The sequence below is a fragment of the Sphaerisporangium sp. NPDC088356 genome (assembly GCF_040685555.1).
Lineage (GTDB): Bacteria > Actinomycetota > Actinomycetes > Streptosporangiales > Streptosporangiaceae > Sphaerisporangium.
Genome location: NZ_JBFBIK010000004.1, coordinates 1 through 13320 on the forward strand (window position 1 = coordinate 1; position 13320 = coordinate 13320).

Sequence of the window (13320 nt, forward strand, 5' to 3'; positions counted from 1 at the left end):
ATCTCCGGCCGAACCCCCTCATGCCACATCGAACTCACTCCACGCCGGGGCCGTGCCGACCTGGCCAACGTAGCCATCATTGGTCATATGATCGCCGATCTCGCACCTTGACGAAGTCTGGGCCGCCCAAGGCGGTGTGCCAGAGGGAACGTCCCGATAGTCGCAAACGCCTTGCTCCCTGCCAGCCTGCAGTCTCGATCTTGACGCGCCCGACACTAGCCGCCATCTCTAGGGCTGGCTCCATGTCCGTATCATGAGAAGCCAAGATGGCTATGTCGTACGGACCAAACTGAGCGAGTTGAACCAGCTCCAGGGCAACCATCACATCGATGCCCTTCTCGCGCGCCTTCTCGATGCAGGTACGTTGTCCCCAGTCGGATGGGTAGCGCAAAGGGCGGTAGGTCACTTTTACGCGTGCGTCACGGGTCCATTCAGCCTTCTGTCTTTGGGTCACGCTGTACAGAACCGGCTCTCGAGCATTACTAGGAGAGCCCCTGAAGACGTGGACTCCAGCCAGTGACACAGGCTTTGGGTTGGGATGGATCTGGAGACCGGCTCGCACTTCGAGTACCCGCTCAGCGAAGGCCAGAGGGCTCACAAGGGTGTCTTTGGCATGTGTCCCGTGCGGCGCGAACAGGCCACCAGCCGTGAGGTGGATGTTCTGGTAATCGATCACCATGCATGCCGAGAGGGTCACTCCGCTCGCCATCGAGCACCTCACACAAAAAAGGCCCGCCAGTTCCGGAGAACGGCGGGCAGCAACTAGTTCAGGATAGGTTGCTTCGGCAGAGCTCGCAACACGTCTTCGCCAAGTATAGGTCAAGCTCCACCAATGCTCAGCGTTACCGATGGGTAGCCGTTTGTCATGTCTTGCCCCTTTGCTGCGATCATGCACTGTCCCCGAAGATCACACAGTGCTCTTGATCACCCAATCCTGCAGCATCAGCGAGGCGAAACAGAGCGTGTATGACGAACGCCTTCATCGTTCGCGTAACAGCGTGACCCCAGTACCCCTGCAGAGGTGTCAGCTTCAGCGCGTCCGTGTCGATCACTCGTCCAGCGCTTCGGAGATCTTGTAGTTGGCGCGCGCTCGCTGTCCCTCGATGCACTTGGCGTACACCTTCAGGAGCACGTCGACACTGTGGCCGGCTCGTGTGGCAACTTCGGTCGCCGGAACGCCGACGTTGAGCCACAGCAAGACGGCAGCGTGACGCGGAGGATGGCGACCAAGACAGGAGGGATGGGGATCTCACGAGTGTCGTCCTTAGCCCGGTGCTTGAGGCCCCGGGAGTCGTGATCTCCCCGGAGTTGGTCCACCGCTTGTTCGCCTGAGGACGCGCCTTCTCAATACTGAGCAGGCCCCAACCCTCTTCCGGGAGGTCGCAGTTCTGCCGACGTAGACCCGCCGCCTCTTCCGGCGGGAGCGCGGCGTAGTACATACATGCGAACATCCCGTGCAGCCGAGCGCCACGGGTTCGGCCGACCGTAGGAACGGCCGCCAGCAGCGCACGGGCCTGTTCGGGGTTGACGACCGTACGGGGGTCGACCGTGCCGGCAACCTTGGGTGGGGTCCACTTGATTGCTTGCAGCGGATTGACCGGGAGTTCCTTGTGCTCCACGGCGAGTTCGAGCAGGTGGTGGAGGACTTCCCGCTTACGGCGAACTGTGTTGGCAGCAGCGTCCTTGCCAGCGAAGGTCACGGAGATGGCATCAAGCGCGGTCCGCGTCACGCGCGGATCCTGCAAGTCGACCAGCGGCAATGACGCCTTCTCCAACCAGCTCAGCACCGGCACAAGGTCATGAGGAACTTCGCCGCGCCGATCGGCAGGCAGCAAGACGTATCCCCGTAGCACGGCGCGCATGTCCGCGTCCCTCGGCCGGTCCGGCAGGTCCCCCACCAGCGCCGGGACCAGCGAAAGGAGACCGTGTACGTCGGTTTCCCGCGTCCGGGCCGCCGAGCCACGCCAACGGCTCACCACGTAGGATCGTGTGAACTCCAAGAACGTCGGCCCCGCGGACGGCTCAGGAGCAAGCATCGACGTCGGCAATGCGCTGGTGATATCGAAGGCCTCCCCAGCCTTGGCCGCCTGTCGCAGGTCAGACAGGAAGTTCTCGGCCAGGCCCTTCGTACGGAAGCTCTTGGACTTGGTCTTCCGACGCCGTGCGGCAGGTCGTCCATCGCCTCCATCGCCTCCAGCGCCTTGTCGGGCCGGTCCTCGATCAACGCGTTCTCGGGGTACTGCAGCGCGACGGTCAACGGCCCGAACGCCTTCTGCCCGCCGAGGTCGTGCTCACGGCCGAGTCTGGTCCCGGCGGTCTTCGCGAGGCCGAGGTATTCGCCGGCCTCCTCGGGCCGGTTGTTCCGGATCGCCCCGGCGCTGGCCCGCAGCGCGGGCGGCGCTGCTGTTGCTGGGCGGCGACAAGGCGGGCGACTGGGAACGGTGGTACAAGAAGAACGTCCTCCTGGCCATACAGCTCTATACCGAGTACACCAGCGACGAAGGGGAGTGAACATGCCGAGGGCGCCGAGGGACTGGGCCGACCTGGAGCACTGATCGAGGAGGGCGCCAGGAAGCTCCTCGCCGAGGCGCGCGGCCATCAGCTTGCCGAGGCAAGCAACTTGGACACGGACAGAAGGACGTCGCCAGCGCCATGAGTGTGAGCGTTGCCCGCGTCTCACAGATCGAGCATGCCCTTGAGGTCATCGCCCGCTACGTAGAGGCGCTGGGGGGCACGCTTGCATCTGGTCGTCGACTCGGAGACCGGACGATGCGCCTGCCCGTCAGCGAGAAGTCGCCGGATGCCGCCTGAGGGAGCCCTGGCTCTGTCTACCTGCCGCGCCCACGGGCACCTCCGCTCCCGGCCTTCGGCCCCCGGTATGTATGATCCATGTGCATTACTTCGAGTAGCGGTGCGATGATTCAGAGTGATCAAAGGTGGTGGAAGACACACAGTGGTGCGGTCCGGGCGTGACCGCGCCGGAGCACGATCGCGAGGGGCGCCGTGACCGCAGACCCGATCGACCCGCACGCCTCGGCCTGGCACCTGTTCGGCGCGGTCATGCGCCGCTGCCGCGAGAGCAGATCCAACCTCGGGCTGCGCCGAGCCGGCGAACAGATGTACACCGACTTCTCCAACCTGGCCAAATGGGAGCGCGGCGAGCGGACACCCCCGCCGGACATGATCCACCGCCTGGACGAGGTGTACGGCGCACACGGCATCCTCACCGCCCTGTACGACACACTGACCGCTTTGAAAGCCGCCACCGAATCAGCACAACAGCACGCGGGTAGATATCTGGAAAATCCCCCTTACGGCATTGGAGACGACGACATGGAACGTCGAGCCGCCCTCCAACTCCTCGCCGGACTCGGCACCCTCGGCACCTTCGGCCTCTCCAGCGAACCCTTCCGCCAGCTCCTCGACCTCTCCTTCGACCACCCGCACCGAGCCCTCGAAGACTGGGAACTGGCCTGCGCCGACCACCTGCACGCCCTGCGTACCCGGCCGCCGGCCCAGGTCGCCGCCGACCTGTTCATCGACCTGATGGCGGTGCGAGGCCAGTCCCAGGTCTCCACTCCGGCCGAGGTGACGGAGCTCCAGCGCATCACCGCCATGCTCTCCTCGCTCCAGGCCAACGCACTGACCCGGCTGGGCGATCACGGCGCGGCCATCCGCTGGTGGTACAGCGCCCGTCAGGCGGCCGACGCCTCCGGGGACCTGGCGCTCCGCCTCCTCGTCCGAGCTGAGGAAACTGGCCACGGCCTCTACGGCCAACGCGCCCCGGAAACGATCCTGCGCATGGTACGCAGTGCCCAGCAGCTCACCGACAAGCCCTACCTCAAGCTGCTGACCACCGAAGCGAAGGCGCTGTCGATGCTCGGCAGGCACGACGAAGCACTCGGGACGCTGGTCACCCTGCACAAGGCCGCGGAACAGGGCGGCACGGACCGGTATGGCTTCTGGAAGCCAGATGGGCTCCACTTCGCGGAAAGCTGGGTGTACTCCGGAGTGGGCAACGATTCCGCGGCGGGCACTGCCCGGGAGAAGGTGCTGATGGTCACCCGGGACTACGTGTACCTCGTCAACGTCCAACTGCACAGTGCACTGTGCACGGTCACCCAAGGCGGCATCGACGAGGGCCTACATCAGGCGGCAACAGCGATCGACGCGGTCACCCCCGCCTACCGCAGCCACCACGTGATCGAAACCGCCAACATGGTCCTCCGTGCTGTCCCCCCAGTCCGGCGAAGTGGCCCTTCCGCCATAGAGCTACGCAAGCTCCTGGCCGTCGCGCCTCCCCAAAACGCCTGAGGTACGGATGCACCATCTCAACGGAGGCACAACCCCTCACCAGACGAGACGTGGGACTCCAACGGAATCGCACCAGAAGTGATGCGAACCGCTTCGCCGTTTCCGGCGATCCGCCAGAGTCCCACCTCGTACGCCCTGTATTCGCCCTCATCCGGGATATCTATGAGTCGGCGGACCTCTCGCGCGACTGCTGTAGTGCCTCGGCGATTGCGGCGAACTCGCTCAGCGCGGCCTCCAGGTCCTCCACGATCTCCTGCGACCTCGGAGGAGCCGAGCATGTCGGCGTTCGCGAGCCGCTGCACGTTGAGCAGGTCGCTGAACTTGCGGCCGTCGTCGGGCGTGACGTAGTTGGTGAACTCGGTGTACGCCTGCTTGCCCAGGTTGTTCCGGTCCACCAGGAACAGGATCCGGTACGCCCCTGCGTGCCGGAGCAGCCGGTAGGACGAGGTGACCGCGGTGTAGGTCTTGCCCGCTCCGGTCGCCATCTGGATGAGGGAACGCGGCGCGTTCCGTTGGAGTGACGCCTCAAATCCCCGCACGGCACGCGCCTGCGCCGGGCGCAGCCCCTTCTCGACCAGCTCCGGCAGGCCGCGGTGCAGCTTGGCGTGGAGGGTCTGCGCCGCCTCGTCCTCTTCGGCCGTACGCATCCACCGGGCCAGCGTCTCGGGCCGATGGAAGGAGAAGACCTCGCGGGACCAAGGGTTGAGGTTGAGCGTGTTGGTGAAGTGGGTCTCGGTCGCCGTCGTCTCGTAGCGGAACGGCAGCGGCATCCGCCAGGCCTGCATCTGCTGGGACGCGGTCAGCCCTGCGGCGTAGCGGGCGGACTGCTTCTCCACCGCGCGCAGCGCCGTCCCCTCGCGCTTGGCCTCCACGACGCCGACCAGTTTGCGGTCGACGTAGAGCAGGTAGTCGGCCGGGCCGCGAGCGGTGTAGGCCTCGCGGAGCCGGCGTACAGGTTCACCCGGTCGGCGTCCTGCACCAGCCAACCGGAGGCTCGGAGCATCCGGTCGACCTCCTCGCGGACCTCCCGCTCGGTGCGAGGCTGCCGGGCGACGTGGACGGCCCGCGCGATGAGGTTGTCCCGTTCGGTGGCGGACGGCTTCTTGATCTTCCGAAGGCTGGCGGCGAATTCGGCCTCCATGTCGGCCAAGCGGGCGTTCAGCTCTTCGACGAGTGTCTGTAAGCGGTCCCGGTCAGCGGTCGCCCGCTCAAGCGCGTCCTGGGCCTCGGTACGCGCCCGGGCCGGCAGCTTCGGACGCGCTGAGCGAATGAGTCGAGTGCCAGGGGCCGATCGAGGCGGGGCCGCCGGGCGGACGTACGGCGGGTCAGGGGAGGTTGAGGCGCAGGGCCTCGGCGATCCAGGTGTGGGCGCGGGTCTGCGGGTGCGGCCACGGGGTGTTCTGGATGGCGGCGACCAGCTCCCAGTGGCGTGCGGCACGCGGATCGTGCTCCTCGTAGCCGCGTGACAGCGACCGCCGGAACTCCGGGCCGTCCGTCTCGCCGTACATCGTGCCGAGGAGGGCCACGACCCGGTCGAGGATCGGCACCGCCTCGGCGGAACCGGGCTCCACGCCCTCGTCGAGGGCGGCGAGCACCGTCTCGGTGACGGCCTCGTTGGCCTCGTCCCAGCTCGCCTGGCCGGGCTCCCCGGCGCGCTCGCGCCTCTGCCAGAAGTCGTCGCTCTGGCGGCGAAGGCTCGCCCGGTAGTCCTCGTCGGAGAGCAGCTCGGCCAGCTCCAGCCACGCGTCGAGCTGCTCGACGGTCGGCTCGGCCGGCAGCTCGGGCACCATGGCCTCCCGCAGCCGCGTCAGCCACTGCTCGCGGGCGCGGATCCCTCCCCCGACCTCGGCCACGAAGGAGTCCATCATCGCCTCGCGCTCGGCGGCGCCGATCCGGCCGAGCGTGTTGAGCCTGCGCAGGTCGGCCTCCGAGGTCTCGCCCCGGTCGAGCGTGGCCCGCAGGACCGCCCGGGTGCGCTGCAGGCCCTTGAGCTGGGTCTCAACCGTGCGCAGGTGGAGGGCCAGCACCTGACGGAGATCGCGCTCGCCGAGGGAGCGGATCGTCGCCAGGTCGACGCCGATGTCGCGAAGGGTGCGGACGAGCTCCAGCCTCGCCAGGTCGCTCTCGCCGTACACCCGGTAGCCGGCCGGGGTGCGGGACCGCTCGGGCAGGACGCCGACGTCGGAGTAGTACCTGATCGTCTTCACCGGGAGCCCGGACAGCTTGGAGAGCTGCCCGATCGTGTACGTCTCGTGGCCCATGAGGCCTATGTCAGACCGGCGCGGCGGGCGCGCTCGACGACGCCGCCGATCACCTCTACCAGCTCGTCCACGTCGGCGCTGGTGGAGGTGTGGCCTAGGGTGAAGCGCAGCGACCCGCGCGCCCGTACGGCGTCGGACCCCATGGCCAGCAGCACGTGAGACGGCTGGGCGACGCCGGCGGAGCAGGCGGAGCCCGTCGAGCACTCGATGCCCTTGGCGTCGAGCAGCATCAGCAGCGCGTCGCCCTCACAGCCGGGGAAGGAGAAGTGGGCGTTGCCGGGAAGGCGCTCGTCTGGGTGCCCGTTGAGGATCACGTCGGGCACGGCGCTCCTGACCCTGGCGATCAGCTCGTCGCGCAGGGCGCGCAGCCGGGCCGCCTTCTCCTCGCGCCGCTCCACCGCCGCCCGTACGGCCGCCGCGAACCCGGCGATCGCCGGGGCGTCGAGGGTGCCCGAGCGCACGTCGCGCTCCTGACCCCCGCCGTGGAGCACGGGGACCGGGTCGACGCCGCGCGCCAGCAGCAGCGCTCCGACGCCCATGGGGCCGCCGACCTTGTGGCCGGACAGGGTGAGCGCCTGGACGCCCGACTCCGTGAACGACACCGGCAACTGCCCCACGGCCTGGACCGCGTCGGTGTGGAAGGGAATGCCGTGCTCACCGGCGATCGCCGCCAGCTCGGGGATCGGCTGGACGGTGCCGACCTCGTTGTTGGCCCACATGACGCTGACCACGGCCACGCGCCCCGGATCGCTCTCGATCGCCGCCCGCAGGGTGTCGGGATGGACGCGGCCGTACTCGTCGACGGCCAGGAGCTCGACGGAGGCGCCCTGCCGGTCGCCAAGCCAGTGGGCCGGGTCGAGGGCGGCGTGGTGCTCGACGGCGCTGATCAGCACCCGGTCGGCCCCTGAGGCCGCGCGGCGCGCCCAGAAGAGCCCCTTGATGGCGAGGTTGTCGGCTTCCGTGCCCCCGGAGGTGAACACGACCTCGCTGGGCCGTGCCCCGAGCGCGTCGGCGATGGCCTCGCGCGACTCCTCGATGACCCTGCGGGTGCGGCGGCCCGCCGCATGGAGGGAAGAGGCGTTGCCGACGCGCACGAGCTGTGCGGTCATCGCCTCGATCGCTTCGGTGAGCATCGGCGTGGTCGCCGCGTGGTCTAGGTATGCCATGACGTACCCAGGGTACCCAGTTTGAGAACTGTACCGTCCAGACGGTATAGTTACGGATGTGAGGAAAGATGAGCTTTTGGACGCGGCGGAAAGGCTGCTAGCCGATCAGGGGGCCCAGTGCCTCACCCTGTCGGCCGTGGCCGAGCGCGCCGGCGTGAGCAAAGGCGGTCTCCTCTACCACTTCAGCACCAAAGAGGCCCTGATCAAGGGCATGATCGAGCGGCTCATCGCCGACTTCGACGAGCTGGTCGCCTCACAGGACGAAAGCACGTACAGCCGGGCCTACCTCGCCGCGACGTTCACGGCGATCCAGAGCGGGCGCCTGAGACGCTGGGCGGTGGTCACCGGCGCGGCCGGCGACCCCGAGCTGCTCGCGCCCCTGCGCGAGGCGATGGCCCGGTGGCATCGCGAGGGCATGGAGACCGAGGCCGACCCGATGGCGGCCCAGATAGTGCGGCTCGCCTGCGAGGGGTTGTGGGATGTGGTGAGCCACGACCCCGGTTTCTACGGCGAGGCCCACTACGAGAAGCTGCATCGCGGGCTCCTGGCCCTTCTCGCGAGCCCTTGACCTCGGCAGAGCACTCACCCTTGCGGGCCTGTCCGTAAGGGCCGTCCCCGCGTGCGGCCCCGCCTGACCCCGGCCGCCTGACCCCCGGGCGTCTCCACCCGGCCGTCAGGCTCGTCCCGCTCCGCGTCCGCATCCACCCGTGCCGCCTCAGCGCGGCGGGGTCCTCCCCGCCCGCCTGAGCCCCGGCGGGTCGTCCCGGCCCGCGTGAGCGCGGACAGGTCCCCGGCCGTCTGAGCCGCGGGACGCCTCCCGGTCCGCGTGCCACCGTGGCGTGCCACCCCGGATGCGCCGACGTCCCACATTCCCCCCACACCGTTACACCGCTGCGTAGAACCCTTGAAAGGACTTTGTGATGACCCCCGACCTGAGGACCGCCCGCTCCCGGGCGATCCTCACCTTCGTCCTCGCCGGCCTCATGTGCGGCACGTTCACCGTGCGCATCCCCGCGCTGACCGACAAACTCGGCCTGTCCGAGGCCTCGGTCGGCGTCGTGCTCCTCGCGTGGGGGGTCGGGGCGCTGGTGACCATGCAGTCCATGCGCGGAGTGATGGCACGGGCGGGCAGCCGCTCCGTCCTGCGGGTCGGGGCTCCGCTCTGCGCGGCATCCCTGCTCGGCGTGGCCTTCGCCCCGTCGTTCCCCGCGATGGTCGTCGCGGCCGGGCTGTTCGGCATGTTCTTCGGGGCCGTGGACGTCGCGATGAACGCCCAGGGCTCGGCGGTGGAGCGCGCCTACGGCCGCCCCCTGATGAACGGCATGCACGCCGGCTGGTGCGTGGGCGCCATGTCGGCCGGGCTGCTCGGCACCGTGGCCATCTCCGCCGGGGTGTCGTTCACCGCCAACCTGACGGCCGTCGCCCTGGTGTCGGCCCCCGGGGCGTACCTGCTCAGCCGAGGCTTCCTGCCGGACACGGTGTCCGTGCGGACCGGGTCCGGCAGGGCGAGGCGGCGGATGCCCCCGGTCGTGTACCTGCTCGGCGCGATCGCGTTCGGCGCCTTCATGGTCGAGGGCGCGGTGGCGGACTGGAACGGCCTGTTCCTGCGTGACACCATCGGCGTCCCCGAGGCGGTCGCCGCCCTCGGCTACCCGATCTTCGAGGCGGGCATGCTGCTCTCCCGGCTCACCGGTGACCGGCTGCGCACCGCGGTCGGCGCCCGCCGCCTGATCATGGCCGCCGGGCTCGGCACGGCCGCGACCTTCGCGCTCGTGATCACCACGTCGTCCCCGGTGGTGGCCGTCGGCGGGATGATCCTCATCGGTCTCGCCGTCGCGACGGTCTCGCCGATGGCGATCTCGCTGGCCGGCTCGGCCACCGGCACCCCCGGTCCCGCCATCGCCCAGACCGGCGCGATGGGGTACGCGGGCCTGCTCCTCGGCCCCGTGGTGATCGGCTTCCTCAGCCACGCCGCGACGCTGCGGGCCGCGCTCGGCGTGGCGGTGGTGCTGGGCGTGTTCATCGCGGTGGCCGCGCACTTCCTGCCCCGCTCCGAGACGCGTACGGACGGCGCCGAGATCCACGAGCTCACGGACAGGAAGCCCCTGAAGCTGGCCGCGTGACCAGGGAGGTCACACCGGCGTGCCCCGAAGCGAACGGCGCCGCGCCCGCCTTCGCGGGTGCGGCGCCGTTGTATCCACTTCTGGCCGCCGTCGGTGGGCGAGGTGGCTACTTGCGCTTGTCGACCTCTTCGGACAGCTGCGGGACGACCTGGTTGAGGTCGCCCACGACGCCGAAGTCCGCCAGCTCGAAGATCGGAGCCTCAGGGTCCTTGTTGATCGCGATGATCGTCTTGGCGGTCTGCATGCCGGCCCGGTGCTGGATGGCCCCGGAGATGCCCGCCGCGATGTAGAGCTGCGGCGACACGGTCTTGCCGGTCTGCCCGACCTGGAACTGGTGGGGGTACCACCCGGCGTCGGTCGCGGCACGCGAGGCGCCCACGGCGGCGCCGAGGGTGTCGGCCAGCCTCTCGATGATCGAGAAGTTCTCGGCCGAGCCGACTCCGCGGCCGCCGGAGACCACGATCGCGGCCTCGGCGAGCTCGGGGCGGGCGCCCTTCTCCTCCACGACGCGCTCGACGACCTTGGCCGTCTTGGCCGCGTCGGACAGCGACAGCGACACCTGCTCCTCTGCCGCCGCTCCCGTGGAGGCCTCGGGGGCGGTGGAGTTGGGGCGCACCGCCACGATCGGGGTGCCCTTGACGACCTTGGACTTCACGTTGACGCCACCACCGAAGATCGACTGCTCGGCGACGAAGCCGTCGCCGATGCCGACCGCGTCGGTGAGCACGCCGGAGTCCGTCTTGATCGCGAGGCGCCCGGCGATCTCCTTGCCCTCGGCGGTCGCGGCCACGAGGACCGCCGCCGGAGAGGCGGAGGAGACGAGCTGGGCGAGCAGCTCGGCCTTCGGCGCCACCACGTAGTCGGTGATCTCGGCGGCGTCGGCGACGTAGACCTTGTCGGCGCCGAACTCGGCCAGCTTGACCTTGGCGTCCGCGGAGTAGCCAGGACCGGCCCACACCGCGGAAGGCGAGCCCAGCGAGCGGGCCAGCGTCAGCAGCTCCAGGGTGACCTTCTTGACCGCACCGTCGACGTGCTCGACGAGAACCAGAATCTCAGCCATCGGTCCCCCTTAGATGAACTTCTTCGACGCGAGGAAGTCGGCGGCCTTGGAGCCGCCGTCGCCCTCGTCCTTGACGATGGTGCCGGCCGCGCGCGGCGGTGCGACGGCGAACTCCGCCACCTCGCTCCAGGCGCCGCTCAGGCCGACCTGGGAGGTGTCGATCTCCGCGTCCGCGACGCCGAGGGTCTCCACCGGCTTCTTCTTCGCGGCCATGATGCCCTTGAAGGACGGGTAGCGCGGCTCGTTGATCTTCTCGACCACGGAGACGACCGCGGGCAGCGTGGCCTCGACCCTGTCGAAGCCGTAGTCGGTGACACGCTGGATCTTGATGGTGGACCCGTCGATGTCGACCTTGCTGGCCAGCGTGAGCTGCGGCGCGCCGAGGCGCTCGGCCAGCATGGCGGCGAGCACGCCCGTGCGGGCGTCGGTGGACTCCGAGCCGAGGATGACCAGGTCGAAACCGATCTTTTTCAGCGTCTGGGCCAGGGCGTAGGAGGTGGACAGCGCGTCCGAGCCGTGCAGGGCGTCGTCGATCAGATGGACGGCCTTGTCGGCGCCCATCGCGAGGGCCTTGCGGATCGTGTCGGAGGCCTTGCCCGGGCCCATGGTGAGGACGGTGACCTCGCCGCCGTGGGCCTCCTTGATCTTGAGCGCCTCTTCGACGGCGTATTCACACAGCTCGTTGATGACGCCGTCCGCGGCGTCACGGTCGAGCGTGTTGTCCTTGGTACTCAGCTTGCGCTCGGTCGCCGTGTCGGGGACCTGCTTCACGCAGACGACGATGTTCATGGCCGGTGGCCGACCTCCCGTTTCACAGGCGCCACCACATCGCTGGGCTGGCGCCGATTCCTCGGCACGTGCACGCGGGGTACGCACACGTCGTGCGGGCTGCCCCGGTGACCGGCACCGGGAGCCGCCTACAGACTGTCATGCGCCCTGGAGCGCCGTGACGTTGGGTGGCCTGAGACGATCTCCGTGTCGGCAGCTCGTCCCATCCACCGATATGTTACCCGCTGGTAGCTTAGCGGCAAACCCGCAGCTGCACGGGCTCTCGCGGCATCCACTTCCCACCCTACCGAACTTTATTCCAGAGCTTGCCCCGCCCCGCGGGCGCCCCCCAGGATCAGCTGGCGAACGCGACCATCACGAGCACGACCATCACCGTCGCCAGAGCCAGCAGCAACGTGAAGGGGCTGAACAGCGCGGTCAGCGCGGCGTACAGACCGACCGTACCCGCCCCGGTGACCAGGTCGAACACCACGCGCGCCCGTGCTCTGGCCGCGACGCCCAGCCCCGCGTCGACCAGCACCCCGACGCCGTACGCGGCGAGGACGAGCAGTGACATCTCGGGTATGTACGCCCGCACGGCGGCGGCGACCAGCCCGGAGACCACGCCCGTGCCGACCACCCAGCGCTTGCGCACCTTCTCGCGATGCCGGGCCAGCGCCTCGTCCACGGTTCCCGAGGCCTCCCGCACGCCCGGCCGCCACTCCTGGGTGGGCGGCTCCCTCACCTCGGGGACGGGCCGCCGCGCGGGTGGCACCGTCACCTGCGGCGCCGCGACGCCCAGCCTGGCGCAGAGCTGCGCCGCCGTGGGCCGCGCGGCGGGGTCGGCCCGCAGGCACTCGCCGAGCAGCGGCACCAGCCACGAGGGCACCTCGTCGAGGTCGGGTTCATGGTGCACGACGCGGTAAGCCACCGCGGGCGCCGGGCCGGTGCCGTACGGCTGCCGTCCGGAGGCGGCGTAGGCCACGGTGGCGCCCCAGGCGAACACGTCGGCCGAGGGGCCCGCCTCCCCGCCCTCCAGCACCTCGGGCGCGAGGTATCCGGGGGTGCCGATCACGGCGCCCGAGGCCGTCACCGAGGCGGAGTCGAGCGCGCACGCGATGCCGAAGTCGATGACGTGGGGCTCCCCGTCGGCGAGGATGACGTTCGCCGGTTTCAGGTCGCGGTGGACTATGCCGGCTCCGTGGATGGACGCCAGCGCCTCGGCCAGCCCGCGCGCCAGCCGCACCAGCTCCTCGCCCCGGAGCGGGCCCGTGGTGGCGAGCACCGCCGCCAGGGAGCGGCCCTGGACATATCTGGTCACCAGATAGGGCCGGGCGCCGGACAGGGAGGCGTCGAGCACCTCCGCGATGTGCGGGCCCCGCACCCGGCGCATGGTCTCGACCTCGCGGCCCAGCCGGGCGAGCGCGGCCTCGTCCGCCGCGACATGCGGATGCAGGACCTTGACCGCGACCGTGTGACCCTCGGGGTCGAGCGCCAGGTGGACCTCGCCGAACCCGCCCGCCCCGAGCCGCGACAGCAGGCGGTAGGGCCCGAGCTGACCAGCCGTCGGCACGCTCATGGCACTCCTTCCGGCCCCGCCCCACTCAATCGCGCCCTCGGCGAACCTT

Annotated in this window: 12 protein-coding genes; 4 read left to right on the plus strand and 8 right to left on the minus strand. The window is 69.5% G+C overall.

Going from position 1 to position 13320, the window contains the following annotated elements; genetic code table 11:
* Positions 1-76 precede the first annotated feature (76 nt).
* Both AB0O34_RS02890 and AB0O34_RS02895 read right to left on the minus strand, forming a co-directional pair.
* The gene (locus AB0O34_RS02890) at positions 77-709 is read right to left on the minus strand and encodes a hypothetical protein (protein WP_363911910.1); all 633 of its coding nucleotides are present in this window, start codon (positions 707-709) and stop codon (positions 77-79) included.
* 339 nt (positions 710-1048) lie between these two features.
* A complete protein-coding gene (locus AB0O34_RS02895; protein ID WP_363911912.1) occupies positions 1049-1198 on the minus strand; it encodes a hypothetical protein in 150 nt (49 codons plus the stop codon).
* Positions 1199-2652: 1454 nt separating this feature from the next.
* Between AB0O34_RS02895 and AB0O34_RS02900 the strand changes: the two genes are divergently transcribed.
* A complete protein-coding gene (locus tag AB0O34_RS02900; protein WP_363911914.1) occupies positions 2653-2811 on the plus strand; it encodes a hypothetical protein in 159 nt (52 codons plus the stop codon).
* A 192-nt stretch (positions 2812-3003) separates the two neighbouring features.
* On the plus strand, positions 3004-4314 hold the full coding sequence (locus tag AB0O34_RS02905) for a helix-turn-helix transcriptional regulator (protein ID WP_363911916.1): 1311 nt from the start codon (positions 3004-3006) through the stop codon (positions 4312-4314).
* A gap of 17 nt (positions 4315-4331) precedes the next feature.
* Here AB0O34_RS02905 and AB0O34_RS02910 read toward each other — a convergent pair whose 3' ends face one another.
* The 3 genes from AB0O34_RS02910 to AB0O34_RS02920 all read right to left on the minus strand — a co-directional run bounded on the left by AB0O34_RS02910 (position 4332) and on the right by AB0O34_RS02920 (position 7741).
* Positions 4332-5300: a DEAD/DEAH box helicase family protein gene (locus tag AB0O34_RS02910; RefSeq protein ID WP_363911918.1), complete on the minus strand. Its 969-nt coding sequence runs from the start codon at positions 5298-5300 to the stop codon at positions 4332-4334.
* A 339-nt stretch (positions 5301-5639) separates the two neighbouring features.
* A complete protein-coding gene (locus AB0O34_RS02915; protein WP_363911920.1) occupies positions 5640-6575 on the minus strand; it encodes a MerR family transcriptional regulator in 936 nt (311 codons plus the stop codon).
* A gap of 5 nt (positions 6576-6580) precedes the next feature.
* Entirely contained in the window at positions 6581-7741 is a 1161-nt protein-coding gene (locus tag AB0O34_RS02920; protein WP_363911922.1) for a cysteine desulfurase family protein, read from the minus strand.
* A 76-nt stretch (positions 7742-7817) separates the two neighbouring features.
* On the opposite strand from AB0O34_RS02920, the gene AB0O34_RS02925 reads away from it, so the two are divergent.
* Together AB0O34_RS02925 and AB0O34_RS02930 are read left to right on the plus strand one after the other, a co-directional pair.
* Entirely contained in the window at positions 7818-8309 is a 492-nt protein-coding gene (locus AB0O34_RS02925; protein ID WP_363911924.1) for a TetR/AcrR family transcriptional regulator, read from the plus strand.
* A gap of 352 nt (positions 8310-8661) precedes the next feature.
* Positions 8662-9864, plus strand: coding sequence for an MFS transporter (locus AB0O34_RS02930; protein WP_363911926.1), 1203 nt, complete (start codon positions 8662-8664; stop codon positions 9862-9864).
* A 106-nt stretch (positions 9865-9970) separates the two neighbouring features.
* Here the strand turns inward: AB0O34_RS02930 and AB0O34_RS02935 are convergent, their stop codons facing one another.
* The 3 genes from AB0O34_RS02935 to AB0O34_RS02945 form a co-directional block, all read right to left on the minus strand.
* Positions 9971-10924 carry an electron transfer flavoprotein subunit alpha/FixB family protein gene (locus tag AB0O34_RS02935; protein WP_363911928.1) on the minus strand — a complete coding sequence of 318 codons (954 nt, stop codon included), beginning with the start codon at positions 10922-10924 and terminating at the stop codon, positions 9971-9973.
* A gap of 9 nt (positions 10925-10933) precedes the next feature.
* Positions 10934-11713, minus strand: a complete 780-nt coding sequence (locus tag AB0O34_RS02940) for an electron transfer flavoprotein subunit beta/FixA family protein (RefSeq protein WP_363911930.1) — start codon at positions 11711-11713, stop codon at positions 10934-10936.
* Positions 11714-12047: 334 nt separating this feature from the next.
* Positions 12048-13271 carry a serine/threonine-protein kinase gene (locus AB0O34_RS02945; protein ID WP_363911932.1) on the minus strand — a complete coding sequence of 408 codons (1224 nt, stop codon included), beginning with the start codon at positions 13269-13271 and terminating at the stop codon, positions 12048-12050.
* Positions 13272-13320 lie beyond the last annotated feature (49 nt).